The organism is Ensifer sp. 1H6 (assembly GCF_001976035.1).
Taxonomy (GTDB): Bacteria; Pseudomonadota; Alphaproteobacteria; order Rhizobiales; family Rhizobiaceae; genus Ensifer; species Ensifer canadensis.
Window position 1 is genome coordinate 76,775 of sequence record NZ_MOAI01000011.1, and the last position, 14,736, is coordinate 91,510.

Annotated in this window: 13 protein-coding genes; 10 read left to right on the forward strand and 3 right to left on the reverse strand. The window is 62.5% G+C overall.

Going from position 1 to position 14,736, the window contains the following annotated elements; all coding sequences use genetic code 11:
- Nucleotides 1-9: 9 nt before the first annotated feature.
- Nucleotides 10-786, reverse strand: coding sequence for a 3-hydroxybutyrate dehydrogenase (locus BKP54_RS14945; protein ID WP_025428009.1), 777 nt, complete (start codon nt 784-786; stop codon nt 10-12).
- A 264-nt stretch (nt 787-1,050) separates the two neighbouring features.
- Here BKP54_RS14945 and glpK point away from each other — a divergent pair, with 264 nt between their 5' ends.
- The 5 genes from glpK (at nt 1,051) to sbmA (ending at nt 7,362) form a co-directional block, all read left to right on the forward strand.
- Nucleotides 1,051-2,538, forward strand: a complete 1,488-nt coding sequence (glpK, locus tag BKP54_RS14950) for a glycerol kinase GlpK (protein WP_025428008.1) — start codon at nt 1,051-1,053, stop codon at nt 2,536-2,538.
- Nucleotides 2,539-2,769: 231 nt separating this feature from the next.
- Nucleotides 2,770-3,828, forward strand: a complete 1,059-nt coding sequence (locus BKP54_RS14955; protein ID WP_025428007.1) for an LLM class flavin-dependent oxidoreductase — start codon at nt 2,770-2,772, stop codon at nt 3,826-3,828.
- 87 nt (nt 3,829-3,915) lie between these two features.
- Nucleotides 3,916-4,668 carry a type I methionyl aminopeptidase gene (gene map / locus BKP54_RS14960; protein WP_084814552.1) on the forward strand — a complete coding sequence of 251 codons (753 nt, stop codon included), beginning with the start codon at nt 3,916-3,918 and terminating at the stop codon, nt 4,666-4,668.
- An 82-nt stretch (nt 4,669-4,750) separates the two neighbouring features.
- Entirely contained in the window at nt 4,751-5,950 is a 1,200-nt protein-coding gene (locus tag BKP54_RS14965) for an MFS transporter (protein ID WP_164474910.1), read from the forward strand.
- Between the two features lie 152 nt (nt 5,951-6,102).
- Nucleotides 6,103-7,362, forward strand: a complete 1,260-nt coding sequence (gene sbmA, locus BKP54_RS14970; RefSeq protein WP_025428004.1) for a peptide antibiotic transporter SbmA — start codon at nt 6,103-6,105, stop codon at nt 7,360-7,362.
- A gap of 21 nt (nt 7,363-7,383) precedes the next feature.
- On the opposite strand, the gene BKP54_RS14975 is transcribed toward sbmA, so the two are convergent.
- Nucleotides 7,384-8,403 carry a polysaccharide deacetylase gene (locus BKP54_RS14975; RefSeq protein ID WP_025428003.1) on the reverse strand — a complete coding sequence of 340 codons (1,020 nt, stop codon included), beginning with the start codon at nt 8,401-8,403 and terminating at the stop codon, nt 7,384-7,386.
- A gap of 132 nt (nt 8,404-8,535) precedes the next feature.
- Between BKP54_RS14975 and BKP54_RS14980 the strand changes: the two genes are divergently transcribed.
- The 3 genes from BKP54_RS14980 to der all read left to right on the forward strand — a co-directional run bounded on the left by BKP54_RS14980 (nt 8,536) and on the right by der (nt 11,433).
- Nucleotides 8,536-9,123 carry an NnrU family protein gene (locus BKP54_RS14980; protein ID WP_057205760.1) on the forward strand — a complete coding sequence of 196 codons (588 nt, stop codon included), beginning with the start codon at nt 8,536-8,538 and terminating at the stop codon, nt 9,121-9,123.
- Nucleotides 9,124-9,216: 93 nt separating this feature from the next.
- The gene (locus BKP54_RS14985; protein ID WP_025428001.1) at nt 9,217-9,885 is read left to right on the forward strand and encodes a tetratricopeptide repeat protein; all 669 of its coding nucleotides are present in this window, start codon (nt 9,217-9,219) and stop codon (nt 9,883-9,885) included.
- A gap of 117 nt (nt 9,886-10,002) precedes the next feature.
- Nucleotides 10,003-11,433, forward strand: a complete 1,431-nt coding sequence (gene der / locus BKP54_RS14990; protein ID WP_057221002.1) for a ribosome biogenesis GTPase Der — start codon at nt 10,003-10,005, stop codon at nt 11,431-11,433.
- A gap of 109 nt (nt 11,434-11,542) precedes the next feature.
- Here der and BKP54_RS14995 read toward each other — a convergent pair whose 3' ends face one another.
- Entirely contained in the window at nt 11,543-12,457 is a 915-nt protein-coding gene (locus BKP54_RS14995) for a sugar kinase (RefSeq protein ID WP_057212591.1), read from the reverse strand.
- A 179-nt stretch (nt 12,458-12,636) separates the two neighbouring features.
- Between BKP54_RS14995 and BKP54_RS15000 the strand changes: the two genes are divergently transcribed.
- A complete protein-coding gene (locus BKP54_RS15000; RefSeq protein WP_025427998.1) occupies nt 12,637-14,274 on the forward strand; it encodes an alpha-glucosidase family protein in 1,638 nt (545 codons plus the stop codon).
- The gene (gene aac(6'), locus BKP54_RS15005; protein ID WP_025427997.1) at nt 14,274-14,735 is read left to right on the forward strand and encodes an aminoglycoside 6'-N-acetyltransferase; all 462 of its coding nucleotides are present in this window, start codon (nt 14,274-14,276) and stop codon (nt 14,733-14,735) included. Before BKP54_RS15000 ends, aac(6') begins: the two co-directional genes overlap by 1 nt.
- Nucleotide 14,736: the final 1 nt, after the last annotated feature.

The following is a 14,736-nucleotide window of genomic DNA, read 5'->3' on the forward strand; positions in this document are numbered from 1 at the left end:
GGCGGCTCTCTATTGCGCCGTCCAGCCGCCGTCCATGGAAACATGCGTGCCGGTGATCTGCGCCGCATCATCGCTTGCGAGATAGACGGCGAGCGACGCTACCTGCTCGACGGTGATGAATTTCTTGGTCGGCTGGCCCTTGAGCATTACGTCGTTGATGACCTGCTCTTCGGTGATGCCGCGGGTGCGGGCCTGATCCGGGATCTGCTTTTCGACCAGCGGGGTCAGCACATAACCCGGGCAGATCGAATTGGCGGTGATGCCATTTTCCGCAACTTCGAGCGCGACGGTCTTTGTCAGCCCCATGATGCCGTGCTTGGCGGCGACATAGGCCGATTTGAACGGCGAGGCGACGAGCCCGTGGGCAGAGGCGATGTTGACGATGCGGCCCCAGCCCTTTGCCTTCATGCCGGGCAGGGCGGCGCGAATGGTATGGAAAGAGGAGGAGAGGTTGATGGCGATGATCCGGTCCCATTGCTCGACCGGGAAATCCTCGACCTTCTCGACATATTGAACGCCGGCATTGTTGACCAGAATGTCGACGCTGCCGAAGCGTTTTGCCGCCGTTGCCATCAGGTCGGCGATCTCGTCCGGCTTCGTCATGTCGGCCGGGTGATAGATGACCGTTCCCGTGGTGAGCGCCCCGACTTCGTCCGTCGCAGCCTTGATTTCGTCCGGCGTGCCGAAGCCGTTCAAGACGATGTTGGCGCCGCCCTTGGCAAAAGCCTTGGCAATGGCAAGGCCGATGCCGCTCGTCGAACCGGTGATGACCGCAGTTCTCGTCATTCCTGATCTCTCCCTTTGCAGCGCCGCTGATCTTGCCCGTTTTTTGCGGCGCAACAGCGTCAACCTACGCGTAAAACCGCTGAGGTGACAATTGTGTTTTTCAGGCCGCCGACGCAGAGTTGCGGCGGGAGGCCTTGTCACGATTTCTTGCGTTTTGTTTTCGTTTGACATTCGTTTTGCCATCGTATTGAAGTTTTTCGAAATGGACGCCACGCCCAAGAGGAAGGGCGTCGAGACACGTGATGTGAGGCCGGGGAGGGGCATATGGGCGGATATATTCTCGCGATCGATCAGGGCACGACATCGAGCCGGGCGATCGTCTTCGACGGCAAGCAGCAGGTAGCAGGCCTCGACCAGAAGGAATTCAGGCAGCACTTTCCGAAATCCGGCTGGGTCGAGCACGATCCGGAGGAAATCTGGGATAGCGTCGTCGTCACCGTCAACGAGGCGATCAGGAAGGCGGGGATCTCCCCAAGCGATATCGCCGGCATCGGCATCACCAACCAGCGCGAAACGGTGGTGGTCTGGGATCGCGAAACCGGCAAGCCGATCCACAACGCCATCGTCTGGCAGGACCGCCGCACATCAGCCTATTGCGACAAGCTGAAGAAACAGGGTCTCGAAAAGACCTTCACCAAGAAGACCGGTTTGCTGCTCGATCCCTATTTCTCCGGCACCAAACTCAACTGGCTGCTGTCGAATGTGAAGGGCGCCCAGGCCAGAGCTGCCAAGGGCGAGCTTTGCTTCGGCACGATCGATACTTTCCTGATCTGGCGGCTGACAGGCGGAAAGTCCTTCGTCACCGATGCGACCAACGCCTCGCGCACGCTGCTCTACAACATCGCCGACAATGCCTGGGACGACGAGTTGCTCGACATCCTGCGCGTTCCCCGCGCCATGTTGCCGGAGGTGAAGGACTGCGCCGCCGATTTCGGCGTCACCGACAAGGAGCGCTTCGGCACGGCGATCCCGATCCTCGGTGTTGCCGGCGACCAGCAGGCCGCCACCATCGGCCAGGCCTGCTTCAAGCCGGGCATGCTGAAATCGACCTACGGCACGGGCTGCTTCGCATTGCTCAACACCGGCAAGGACATGGTGCGCTCGAAGAACCGGCTGCTCACCACCATTGCCTACCGGCTGGATGGCGAAACCACCTATGCGCTCGAAGGCTCGATCTTCGTTGCCGGCGCGGCGGTGCAGTGGCTGCGCGACGGCCTGAAGGTCATCAAGGCGGCTCCGGACACCGGCACGCTTGCCGAAGGCGCCGACCCGTCGCAGGAGGTTTACCTCGTCCCGGCCTTCACCGGTCTCGGTGCGCCGCATTGGGATCCCGACGCTCGCGGCGCGATCTTCGGCATGACCCGCAACACCGGGCCCGCCGAGTTTGCGCGTGCCGCGCTCGAAGCGGTCTGCTACCAGACGCGCGATCTGCTCGAAGCCATGCACAAGGACTGGCGCAGCAACGGCAAGGAAACCGTGTTGCGCGTCGACGGCGGCATGGTCGTCTCGGACTGGACGATGCAGCGGCTTTCCGACCTCCTCGATGCGCCGGTCGACCGGCCGACCATCCTCGAGACGACGGCGCTCGGCGTTGCCTGGCTCGCCGGCAGCCGCGCCGGCGTCTGGCCGAAGCAGGAGGAGTTCGCCAAGTCCTGGGCGCGCGATCGCCGTTTCGAGCCGGCGATGGACGAAGCGACGCGCAAGACGAAGCTCAAGGGCTGGCGCAATGCGGTCAAGCGCACGCTGACCTAGAGCATTTCCAGGAAAAGTGCGAAGCGGTTTTCCGTCAGGAAATGCGTAAAAACAAGGAGATAGAGCGTTTCTGCGACTCCGCTTAAACCGGAAACGCTCTCGCCCCGGACCCTTGGCTTGATCCAAGCGCCGTTTGGCATCATCCGGGAAACACAGTGTTTCCCGGACGCGCATTTGCTGCTTTCGCCGGGGCCAACTATCTGTCGGTAGAACAACGATAGGATGGGCATCATGGAACTCGGGCTTTACACATTTGCGGATGTCGATCCGAACGCTGCCGACAAGGGCCGGGAAGGCCAGCGTCGGCTTGCCAATTTGCTGGAAGAGATCGAACTGGCAGATCAGGTCGGCCTCGATGTCTTTGGCCTTGGCGAACATCACCGCCCTGATTATGCAGCCTCGGCACCAGCCGTCATCCTTGCGGCAGCCGCCGCGAGGACGAAGACCATAAGGCTGACGAGTGCCGTGACGGTGCTGAGCTCGGACGACCCGGTGCGCGTGTTCCAGCAGTTTTCCACGCTCGACCTTCTCTCCAACGGCCGGGCCGAAATCATGGCCGGGCGCGGCTCGTTCATCGAGTCCTTCCCGCTCTTCGGTCAGTCGCTCGACGATTACGACCAGCTCTTTGCCGAAAAGCTCGACCTGTTGATGGCGCTGCGCGAAGCGGAAAAGGTCTCCTGGGCGGGCGAGATGCGCCCTGCGATCAGCGATCGCGGCGTCTATCCGCGTCCGCTGCAGGAGGTGCTGCCGCTGTGGATCGCCGTCGGCGGCACGCCGCAGTCGGTTGCCCGTGCCGGTGCCCTCGGGCTGCCGGTGGCACTTGCGATCATCGGCGGAGAGCCGCGCCGGTTCGCTCCGCTGTTCGATCTTTATCGCGAGGCCGCCCGTCGTGCCGGCCAGGATCCGGCAAAGCTGAAGACCAGCATCAATGTCCATGGCTTCATCGCCGATACGACCGATCTTGCCGCTGACCAGTTTTATCGCCCGCAGGCCGAGGTGATGAACCGCATCGGCCGGGAGCGCGGCTGGGGGCCGACGAACCGGGCGCATTTCGACCAGGCGCGCAGCCCTGCCGGCAATCTCTTCCTCGGCGACCCCGAAACCGTGGCGGAGAAGATCGTCGAGAACTGGAAGCTCTTCCGCAACGACCGCTTCCTGCTGCAGATGGCGATCGGCCCGATGCCGCATGCCCAGATCATGCGCGGCATCGAACTCTACGGCACCAAGGTCGCGCCGCTGGTGCGCAAGGCGCTTGCCGAGCAGGGGGCCGGACAGACCGTTTCGGCCTGAGCCGCCACAGGCCGTTCATGTCTCGCTTGTCGGCGCTGGAAAATCCGGCACCGACCGGCTACATGTGGGCACGAAAGCGAGACACGGATGACCCTCAACAACGAAGAAGATCTGCTGCGGCTGAAGGAAATCGGCCGCATCTGCGCCAATGCGCTGCAGGCTATGGGCGAAGCGCTCGAGCCGGGCATCACCACGGCGGAACTGGATGCCATCGGCCGCAAGGTGCTGGAAGAGGCAGGTGCGCGCTCTGCGCCGGAACTCTGCTACCAGTTTCCGGGCGCCACCTGCATCAGCGTCAACGAGGAAATCGCCCACGGCATCCCCGGCAGCCGCATCATCCGCGCCGGCGATCTCGTCAATATCGACGTTTCGGCTGAGAAAGACGGCATCTTCGCCGACACCGGCGCTTCCTTTCCGGTGCCGCCGGTCTCGGCAGCCATCGACCGCCTCTGCCGTGACGGCAAGCGGGCGATGTGGGTCGGCCTCAATCAAGTGCGTCCGGACCAGTCGCTTGCAGCGATCGGCAATGCGATCGGCGATTTCGCCCGCAAGAACCGCTATTCGCTGGTCACCAACCTTGCCAGCCACGGCATCGGCCGCTCGCTGCACGAGGAGCCGAAGGAGATCGCGACCTGGCCGGATCCGAGCGAGCGGCGGCGCATGACCGACGGTATGGTCTTTACCGTCGAGCCGTTCCTCTCGATGGGCGCGGACTGGGCCGAGAGCGGCGACAAGGACGACTGGACGCTCTACAGCGAACCGCGGGCACCGACCGTGCAATATGAGCACACGGTCGTCGTCACGCGCGGCGGTCCGTTGGTGGTGACGCTGCCCGGCTGACGGGCCATCGTTCGATTCCTTCAATAGGACATTCAATTATAGTGATTTGTGGTGTTCGTTTTGCAGTGCAATAAAACTGCTTATGACCACGATCGACAGACCACATCACGCAAGCCTCGCCTCCACCGCTACCGCCGGCGCCATTGCCATGGCGGTCGCCATGGGCTTCGGCCGCTTCTCCTACACGCCGATCCTGCCGGCGATGATGACGGACCTCGGCCTATCGCCGGCGGATGCCGGCCTCATCGCCTCGGCCAATTTCGTCGGCTATCTCGCCGGCGCCGTGCTTGGCGCTTACGGCTGGGCGCATGGGCAGGAGCGAAGGATCGGGCTTGCTTCGCTCGCGGCAACCACACTGCTGCTGGCGGCGATGGGCCTGACGTCCTCGGTCTTGGTGCTCAGTCTCATCCGCTTTCTCGCCGGCCTTGCCAGCGCGTTTTCGATGATCTTCATCTCCGGCATCGTCCTTGGTCACGGGCTGTTGGCGCGGTCTGAACATGTGCCGGCCATGCATTTCGGCGGCGTCGGGCTCGGCATCGCCTTCTCCTCGCTCTGCGTCTGGTTGGCACCTCTCGCTGGCGCCGCCGGGCTTTCAGCGTCGCAAGCCGACTGGTTCACCGGCGCTCTTGTCGCGCTTGTCGGCACGGTCGTCGTCGCTCTGATGCTGCCGGCCGGTCCCGTCTCCGGCAACGGCGCCGCACGTGAAAAGCCGCTGACCTGGACCCGCCCCCTGACGGTGGTGACGCTGACCTATGGGTTGTTCGGCTTCGGTTACGTGATCACGGCCACGTTCCTGGTGGCCATGGCCCGCGACGCGAGCGGCGGCCACAGCATCGAGTTCCTTGCCTGGCTGTTGACGGGCCTAAGTGCAGCGCTGTCGGTCTATCTCTGGCGCTTCGCCGTGCCGCGCTTCGGGCTTGCCGGTGTTTACGCGATCGGTCTTCTGGCCGAGGCTGTCGGCCTTGTGCTCACCGTCAGCCTGCCGCTGCCCTATGCGCCGCTTGCCGGTGGCCTGATGCTGGGCGCCACCTTCATGATGATCACCGCCTACGGCCTGCAGATCGGCCGGCATCTGGCGCCGGAAAGTCCGCGCAAGGCACTGGCGCTGATGACGGCGGCCTTCGGTATCGGCCAGATCATCGGTCCGGTGGTTGCCGGCTGGTTGGCCCAGCGCACCGGCAGCTTTGCAGCGCCGACCTTGATCGCGGCCGCGGTGCTGTTCGTCTGCGGCGGGGTGATCGTTGCCGAACTCAGGCGGATCGCAGCGGCGCTGCCGCGCTGAGCGGCGGCGGGAAGGTTGCGCCGCTTGCCGTAACACATGATGAAATAACGGTAACGTTCATATTACCTGATTGTTGAAAAAGGTGCTTTGCCCTAGTTTCGGCGCTTCGAGAGGCGAGTTGTTCTCCTCCCCCGAAACGAGAGTGCCGTACTTTGTTCCTATCTTTCTTCCCGAAGCCGAAGCTCTTTTTCATTTCCTTTGTCGTCTGGTCGCTTGTCGCCATCGCCTTTTGGTATGGTGAAGGCGAGCAGTTGGGTGCAGTCTTCGGAATGCCGCCCTTGCCCTCGGATGCGCCGCCGATCACCGGGATTTCTGCCTTCTGGTCGCCCGCCTTCCTCTGGTTCTATCTCTACTTCGGGCTGGTCGTCGGGCTGTTCGCAGCATTCTGGTATGTCTATTCGCCACATCCCTGGCAGAACTGGTCGATCCTCGGCTCAGCCCTCATTCTTTTCGTCACCTATTTCCAGGTGCAGGTGAGCGTCGCGATCAACAATTGGTACGGGCCGTTCTGGGATCTGATTCAGGCGATCGTCTCGAAGACGAAGGTGGTGACCGCGGCAGAGTTCTACGGAGAAATCGCCGTCTTCCTCGGTATCGCCTTGGTCGCTGTCGCTGTCGCGGTCATGACCCGCTTCTTCGTCAGCCACTATATCTTCCGCTGGCGCACGGCGATGAACGAGTACTACATGGCCCACTGGGGCAAGCTGCGTCGTATCGAAGGTGCTTCGCAGCGTGTCCAGGAAGACACAATGCGCTTCTCCACGACGGTGGAGGGCCTCGGCGTCAGCCTGATCGACAGCGTGATGACGCTGATTGCGTTTACGCCGGTATTGATCCGGCTTTCGGCCAATGTCACCGAACTGCCGATCGTCGGTGACATTCCCTATCCGCTGGTTACGGCCGCTGTGCTTTGGTCGCTGTTCGGCACGGTGTTCCTGGCGCTCGTCGGCATTAAGCTGCCGGGCCTCGAGTTCCGCAACCAGCGTGTGGAAGCGGCCTACCGCAAGGAACTGGTCTATGGTGAGGACCACGCCGATCGCGCTCAGCCGCCGACGGTCGCCGATCTCTTCGAAAACGTTCGCCGGAACTATTTCCGGCTCTATTTCCACTATCTCTACTTCAACATCGCCCGCATTTTCTATTTGCAGATCAACGGCATCTTCTCGTTGCTGATCCTGGCGCCGTCGATCATCGCCGGCAAGATCACACTCGGCGCGTTGAACCAGATCTCGGGTGCCTTCGGGCAGGTGACGTCGTCGTTTCAGTACCTGGTTTCATCCTGGCCGACGATTGTCGAACTGCTTTCGATCTACAAGCGTCTGCGCGCCTTCGAAGCGGCAATCGACGATGAGCCCCTGCCGGAAATCGAGCAGAAGTTCATCGCGGTTGGTGGCGAGGAAGAACTGGCCTAAGCTGGGCCAGGAGAGGACCAATCAGAAGGCGGAGCGATCCGCCTTCTTTTTTGCCTGCTCGATCATCGGCAGCGCCTGGGCGTAGCTGACGCAGGCGACATCAGGCTTGCTGCAGACCTCGGTCAGCAGCCGGTCGAGCGCGCGCCAGTAGGCGCCGCCATTCATCTCGACGAAATGGAAGCCGAGCTGCAGCGGGATGCGGTTGCCGGCATATTCCTTGTCGAAGGCTTGTCTGTAGGCCTCGTAGGTGCGCGCTTCGAAGGTGGCGCTGTCCTTCTTGTTTTCGATACCCATGGAATGGCGCACGAACAGATTGTAGTCCATGCCGATCACCGGCCGCTTGGACGGCCCTTCCGGGATCAGCGGCAGGCCGAAGCGCGGCAGACCGTCCTTCTCCATCGGCCAGCCCGGCCCCTTGGTCACCAGGCTCGCGTCATAGGTAAAGACCGATGCCTTCAGGGCTGGCAGCAGGCCGTCGCTCAGCGACAGGTAGGGCGCACGGAAACCCTTGATGCCGGTGCGGGCAAATTCCGCCCAGCCTTGCGGCTCGGCATCCGGCCTGTCGGCCTTCTTCCAGGCATCGCGCAGGGCGATGTCGAATGTCGAGAATTCGCTTTGCCAATCGGCCTTCGTCCAGCCCTTGCCGTCGAAATGGCCGCAGGCGTGGCTGGCAATGTCGTGACCGTCGAGATGGGCCTGCCAGATGTGACCGGCGCGGGCCGCGATTTCCTCTCGGCTCTGGGCAAAGCCGACATTGGAACGACCCGGTTTCAGCCCCGGCGGTCTGTAGCTCTGCTTGCCGTCGGCGCGCGTCATCAGGAACGTGCAGGAGAGGAAATAGGTGAAATGCGCATTGGTGCGCTTGGCCATCGCCAGGCTTTTCTCCCACAGCGCGTTGTCATGCGCCCCATCGAAAGACACGATGACGAGCTGCTTGTCCTTGGCAGGAACGGTCGGTGCGGCCATATCGGGCGTGGGTTCGGCAGCCGCGACGAGGGCAGGGCAAAGGGCGAGGGAAAGGGCAATAAATGTTCGGATCATGATATCTGCGACGATTTGCGTATGCCGTCCCTTTATCCAGGAATGCGGCAATCCTTTGATCTGTCTGGAAATTTCTGTGCACTCCGGCTATGTCGATAGCCGACAGAACAATAATGAAGGACGGGTGACGACATGGCGCTACTGATATTGGGTATCGTGATCTTCTTGGGCATCCATCTCGTTCGCAGCTTTGCACCCGGCCTGCGCGCATCGGTGATATCGAGCAGCGGCACCGGCGCCTGGCATGCGATCCACGGTATCTGTGCGCTTGTTGGCCTCGGTCTGATTGCCTATGGCTTCGATCAGGCGCGCGCCACCACCGGCATGCTCTATACGCCCCCGGTCTTTCTTGCACACATCGCGCTGACCCTGATGCTGATCGCCAGCATCTGTCTTGTGGCCGCCTATCTGCCCCCGGGCAAGATCCGCGCGGCCACAAAACATCCGGCGATCCTCGCAATCAAGATCTGGGCACTTGCCCACCTGCTTGCCAATGGCGAGACGTCGTCGGTGCTGCTCTTCGGCACCTTCCTCGTCTGGGCGGTGATCCTGCGCATTTCGATGAAAAAGCGCTGGCGCGCCGGCGAAATCACCTATCCGGCGTTCGTTTCCTATCGCTACGACCTCATCGCCATCGTGCTTGGTGCGGCCCTTTATGGCGTGATTGTGTGGAAGTTGCACGAACTGGTGATCGGTGTTTCGCCTATGGTTGTCGGCTAAATAACGCGCGCCCCCTTACAACAGCCGCAAAATCGGGTAGAAGGCGCAAAATCCTAATAGCGTGCAGGGAAGGCCGAGAGGCCGGGGCAATCGATGGCGAACCAAGACGACAGCTTTATCCGCGAGGTGAATGAAGAACTGCGTTCGGACCAGATGAAGAACATCTGGGCCCGTTTCGGCAGCGTCATCGTGGCGATTGCCGTGCTCATCGTTCTCGGAACCATCGGCAAGGTCGGCTACGACTACTGGCGTGACAACGCGTCGTCGAAGTCCGGCGACGAGTTCCTCCAGGCGCTGAACCTCGCCAAGGAAAACAAGGCCGACGAGGCGCTGGCCGCCCTCAACAACTTGCAGAAGGACGGCTATGGCGCCTATCCGGTGCTGGCTCGCCTTCGTGCGGCGACGCTGCAGGCCGAGAAGGGCGAGACCGATGCCGCCATCAAGGCGTTCTCGGAGATCGGCAAAGACACCGGCCTGCCTGAGGCGCTTCGCGACGCCGCCCGCCTGCGCGCCGCCTATCTGCTGGTCGATACCGGCACCTATGACCAGGTTTCGGCCGAAGTCGAACAACTGGCCGTGCCGCAGAACAATATGCGCCACTCGGCCCGTGAGGCGCTTGGCCTTGCTGCCTACAAGGCCGGCGATACCGCCAAGGCGAAGAGCTGGTTCCAACAGATCGTCGATGATCCCCAGAGCCCGCGCAATGTTGCAGGCCGGGCGCAGATGCTGCTCGACGTGATTGCCGCGAGCGGCAAAGCCTAAGCGCATATCCCTGAAGGCCGGCACCGGCCTTTGGAAAGGATATGTTGATTTTCAAAGTGTTGGAGCGCTGTATGTCTTGACGACGTGCAGCGCTTCAGGACGGAAACGGATACGTTCATGAGTTTCACCGTCGCCATCATCGGGCGCCCCAATGTCGGCAAGTCCACCTTGTTCAATCGTCTGGTTGGCAAGAAGCTGGCGCTCGTCGACGATACGCCGGGTGTCACCCGTGACCGCCGTCCGGGCGATGCCAAGCTCATCGACTTGCGCTTCCGCATCATCGATACCGCCGGCCTGGAACAGTCCGCACCCGACAGCCTTCAGGGCCGCATGTGGGCGCAGACCGAAGCCGCGATCGACGAGGCCGACCTGTCGCTGTTCGTGGTCGACGCCAAAGGGGGCCTGACGCCGGCCGACAACACACTTGCCGAGATGCTGCGTCGGCGCGGCAAGCCGGTCGTGCTCGTCGCCAACAAGTCCGAGGCCCGCGGTTCCGACGGCGGCTTCTATGACGCCTTCACGCTCGGTCTTGGCGATCCTTGCCCGATCTCGGCCGAACATGGCCAGGGCATGCTCGATCTGCGCGACGCGATCGTCGCTGCGATCGGCGAAGACCGTGCCTATCCTCAGGAAGACGACGTTGCCGAGACCGATATCGACCTGCGCCCGACCACCGGCGAAGCGGCGGAAGAGGACGACGAGGCCGAGCCTGCCTATGACGAGACCAAGCCGCTGCGCGTGGCGATCGTCGGCCGGCCGAATGCCGGCAAGTCGACACTGATCAACCGCTTCCTCGGTGAAGACCGGCTTTTGACCGGGCCGGAAGCCGGCATCACCCGTGATTCGATTTCGGTCGAATGGGACTGGCGCGGCCGCACCATCAAGATGTTCGACACCGCGGGCATGCGTCGCAAGGCCAAGGTGCAGGAGAAGCTGGAGAAGCTCTCGGTCGCCGATGCGCTGCGCGCCATCCGCTTTGCCGAAACGGTGGTCATCGTCTTCGACGCGACCATTCCGTTCGAAAAGCAGGACCTGCAGATCGTCGATCTCATCATTCGCGAAGGCCGGGCCGCCGTGCTTGCCTTCAACAAATGGGATCTGGTCGAGGACTGGCAGGCCGTGCTTGCCGATCTTCGCGAAAAGACCGAGCGGCTGTTGCCGCAGGCGCGCGGCATTCGCGCCATACCGATCTCCGGCCATACCGGCTACGGCCTCGACCGCCTGATGCAGGCGATCATCGACACCGACAAGACCTGGAACCGCCGTATCTCGACGGCGCGTCTCAACCGCTGGCTCGATTCCCAGCAGGTGCAGCATCCGCCACCGGCTGTCTCCGGCCGCCGCCTGAAGCTGAAATACATGACGCAGGTGAAGGCCCGCCCGCCGGGCTTCATGATCTCGTGCACGCGGCCCGACGCGCTGCCGGAATCCTATACCCGCTACTTGATCAATGGCTTGCGCAACGATTTCGACCTGCCGGGCGTGCCGATCCGCATCCACTATCGCGCGTCGGAAAATCCCTTCGAGAATAAGCGCAAGAAGCGCTGAGCCATCGGCGGCAGCGTCTGTGTCTTTGCAGCCCCTCGCGTCGATTTTGACGCGCAAGGGATGCTATCATGCCCAAAATCCGCAAGCGGCGGTCGGCTGCGGCGATGCCTCAGTCGACGAGCTTGTTCTTGTCGACCAGCGCGCCGTGATGGCCGATGACGCCGGCAGCGATGCGGGCGGCAAAGGCTGCAGATTCACTCGGCGTGTCGCCCGTGACGAGACGCGAGAGGAAGGCACCGTTGAAGCTGTCGCCGGCGCTGGTGGTGTCGACCACGCGCTCGACCGGCGTTGCCGGGACGTGGCTTGCTTCTGATCCCTCGAACGCCAGCGTCACACCCTTTTCCCCGTCCTTGACGACCACGTCGGCGACACCCAGCGCCTTGTAGCGCTCGATCGTCGCCTTGATCGAGCCGTCACCGAAATGCGTGACCTCGTCGTCGAAGCTCGGCATCACCAGGCTGGCGGCACGGGCGCCATCCGTCAGTGTCTGGCGCATGCGCTCGGCGTCGTCCCAAAGGCGAGGACGGATATTGGGGTCGAAGACGACGCGTTTACCCGCGGCCTTGGCGCGGCGCAGTTCGGCAAGCAGCGTTTCCACCGCCTCGGGCGCCAGGATCGCAAGGGTAATGCCGGAAAACAGGATGAGATCGGCGCCCTCGATGGCGCGGCGCAGATGCTCTGGGTCATCGGCGAGAAGTCTCGCTGCTGAAGCCGAGCGCCAATAGGAGAAGCTACGCTCGCCGTCCTTCAGATGGATCATGTAGAGGCCCGGCGTGCGACCCTCGATTTTGCGGACGGCCGCCGTGTCGATGCCCTTCTCGGCCATGAAGGCGAGCATTTCGTCGGAAACCGTGTCGGTGCCGACGGCAGAGCAATAGGCGACGGACCAGTCGATCGGCAGGAACAGGTGTGCATAATAGGCGGCGTTGAAGGTGTCGCCGGCATAGCTTTTGCGCAACAGGCCGCCCTCGGCCTGCATCAGTTCGACCATGCACTCCCCGATCGAAAGCATCGTTCCCGCCAACGTCTTCTCTCCCTTTGGTTTTTGCCGTGCTGACGGGATAAGGTTCAAGACCGGTCTCGGCAAGAGTTGTTTTTAGGGCGCTTGAGATTTGAGCGATGACTTGGCTGCCCTCCGGCGTTTACTCCCGCGCCGGGCGCGGTTACATCTTGGCGCACAGATCGGTTTCACGGGGGCAGGGCATGGCGTCTCAGCAGGTTTCGGGTGACGATTGGTGGCGCGGCGCTGTGATCTATCAGGTCTATCCGCGCTCGTTTCAGGATACCGATGATGATGGCATCGGCGACTTGAAGGGCGTCACGCGGCGGCTCGGCCACATCGCCTCGCTCGGCGTCGACGCCATCTGGCTGTCGCCCTTCTTCACCTCGCCGCAAGCCGACATGGGCTACGACGTCTCGGATTATTGCGACGTCGACCCGATGTTCGGCACGCTTGCCGATTTCGACGCGATGCTGGCGGAGGCGCACCGCCTCGGCCTCAGGGTGATCATCGATCAGGTGATTTCGCATTCATCCGACCGCCATCCCTGGTTCGTCGAAAGCCGGACCAGCCGCGAGAATCCGAAGGCAGACTGGTATGTCTGGGCCGATCCGAAGCCTGATGGCACCGCGCCCAACAACTGGCTTTCGATCTTCGGCGGACCGGCCTGGGAGTGGGACGGGGTGCGCAAGCAATATTACATGCACAACTTCCTTGCCTCGCAGCCGGACCTCAATTTCCACAATTCTGATGTTCAGGATGCAGTGCTGGATGCAGCGCGCTTCTGGCTCGACCGTGGCGTCGACGGTTTCCGGCTCGATACCGTGAACTTCTATTTCCACGACCGCCATCTCAGGGACAATCCGCCGCTGGTGCCGGATCCGGATGCGACGAGCAATGATGCGCCCGACGTCAATCCCTACGGCATGCAGGATCACCTCTACGACAAGAGCCAACCGGAAAACGTCGCCTTTCTCCAGCGGTTCCGGGCCTTGCTCGATGGTTATGGCGGCCGAACGACGGTCGGCGAAGTGGGGGACGGCGCGCGATCGTTGAAGACCGTGGCCGCCTATACCAGCGGCGGCGACAAGCTGCACATGTGTTATACCTTCGATCTGCTCGGCCCGGATTTCACTGCAGGTCATATCCGCCGCTGCGTCGACAATTTCCAGAAGGCTGTCACCGACGGCTGGGTGTGCTGGGCTTTTTCCAACCACGACGTCATGCGCCATGTCAGCCGCTTTGCGCGAAGCGATGCGGAACGGGAAGTGGTCGCAAAGCTGGCAATCACGCTTCTGGCGACCTTGCGTGGCTCGATCTGCCTCTACCAGGGCGAAGAGTTGGGTTTGACGGAAGCGGATCTTGCCTTCGAGGATTTACGCGATCCCTATGGCATCCGCTTCTGGCCGTCGTTCAAGGGGAGGGATGGCTGCCGCACGCCGATGGTGTGGGAGGCGGCCGCCAGGCATGCCGGGTTCTCCGTCGGAAAACCGTGGCTGCCGGTGCCGACAGAGCAGGCCCGCCTGGCGGTCGATACGCAGGAGGCTGGCGCTGGCACGGTGCTCAACCATTATCGCGCCATGCTGGCTTTTCGCCGGTCGCATGCGGCCCTGCACGATGGTGACATGTCGTTCATCGAGAGCAACCGCGACCTGCTGGCATTCATCCGCGAGAAGGATGGCGAGCGGCTGCTCTTCGTCTTCAACCTGACGCGCGTGCCGCAGGAATTTCTCGTTTCCGACGCGGCGATGGAAGGCGTGCCGTTGCCGGGTCAATCGGTGCGGGTCGCCGGCGGCGTGCTGAAACTCGATGCTCTGAGTGCCTATTGCGGGAAGCTCTGATGCGTGTGTTGCTAATGGACGGGGAGATGGTCGGCCGCTGGCTGGAGATGCGGCTTGCGCTCTGGTCCGACACGCCGGCCGCCGTGCACCGCGACGAGATCGATAGCAGTCTGGCTGCAGCCGAGCGACAGGCCGCGTTTCTTTGCGAGGACGATGCCGGTGTCGCGGTAGGCTTCGCCGAAGTGTCGCTACGCACCGACTACGTCAACGGCTGCGAGACATCGCCTGTTGCCTTCCTCGAAGGCATCTATGTGCTTCCGGGCTATCGCCGCCATGTCGTTGCGCGGGCGCTGATTACCGCGGCGGAACGCTGGGCGATCAGTCGCGGCTGCCGCGAGCTTGCATCCGACACCGATATCGACAATCTGGAAAGCCATGGCCTGCATATGGCGCTCGGCTTCGAGGAAACCGAACGCGTCGTCTATTTCCGCAAAGAGCTGTCGGTCGCCGCGGATAACTGAG

Coding starts and splice junctions, on each gene's coding strand:
- BKP54_RS15000 (WP_025427998.1), top strand. CDS start 12,637: ATGGCGTCTCAGCAGGTTTCGGGTGACGATTGGTGGCGCGGCGCTGTG.
- BKP54_RS14965 (WP_164474910.1), top strand. CDS start 4,751: ATGACCACGATCGACAGACCACATCACGCAAGCCTCGCCTCCACCGCT.
- map (WP_084814552.1), top strand. CDS start 3,916: ATGACCCTCAACAACGAAGAAGATCTGCTGCGGCTGAAGGAAATCGGC.
- BKP54_RS14975 (WP_025428003.1), bottom strand. CDS start 8,403: ATGATCCGAACATTTATTGCCCTTTCCCTCGCCCTTTGCCCTGCCCTC.
- BKP54_RS14985 (WP_025428001.1), top strand. CDS start 9,217: ATGGCGAACCAAGACGACAGCTTTATCCGCGAGGTGAATGAAGAACTG.
- der (WP_057221002.1), top strand. CDS start 10,003: ATGAGTTTCACCGTCGCCATCATCGGGCGCCCCAATGTCGGCAAGTCC.
- glpK (WP_025428008.1), top strand. CDS start 1,051: ATGGGCGGATATATTCTCGCGATCGATCAGGGCACGACATCGAGCCGG.
- BKP54_RS14945 (WP_025428009.1), bottom strand. CDS start 786: ATGACGAGAACTGCGGTCATCACCGGTTCGACGAGCGGCATCGGCCTT.
- BKP54_RS14955 (WP_025428007.1), top strand. CDS start 2,770: ATGGAACTCGGGCTTTACACATTTGCGGATGTCGATCCGAACGCTGCC.
- BKP54_RS14980 (WP_057205760.1), top strand. CDS start 8,536: ATGGCGCTACTGATATTGGGTATCGTGATCTTCTTGGGCATCCATCTC.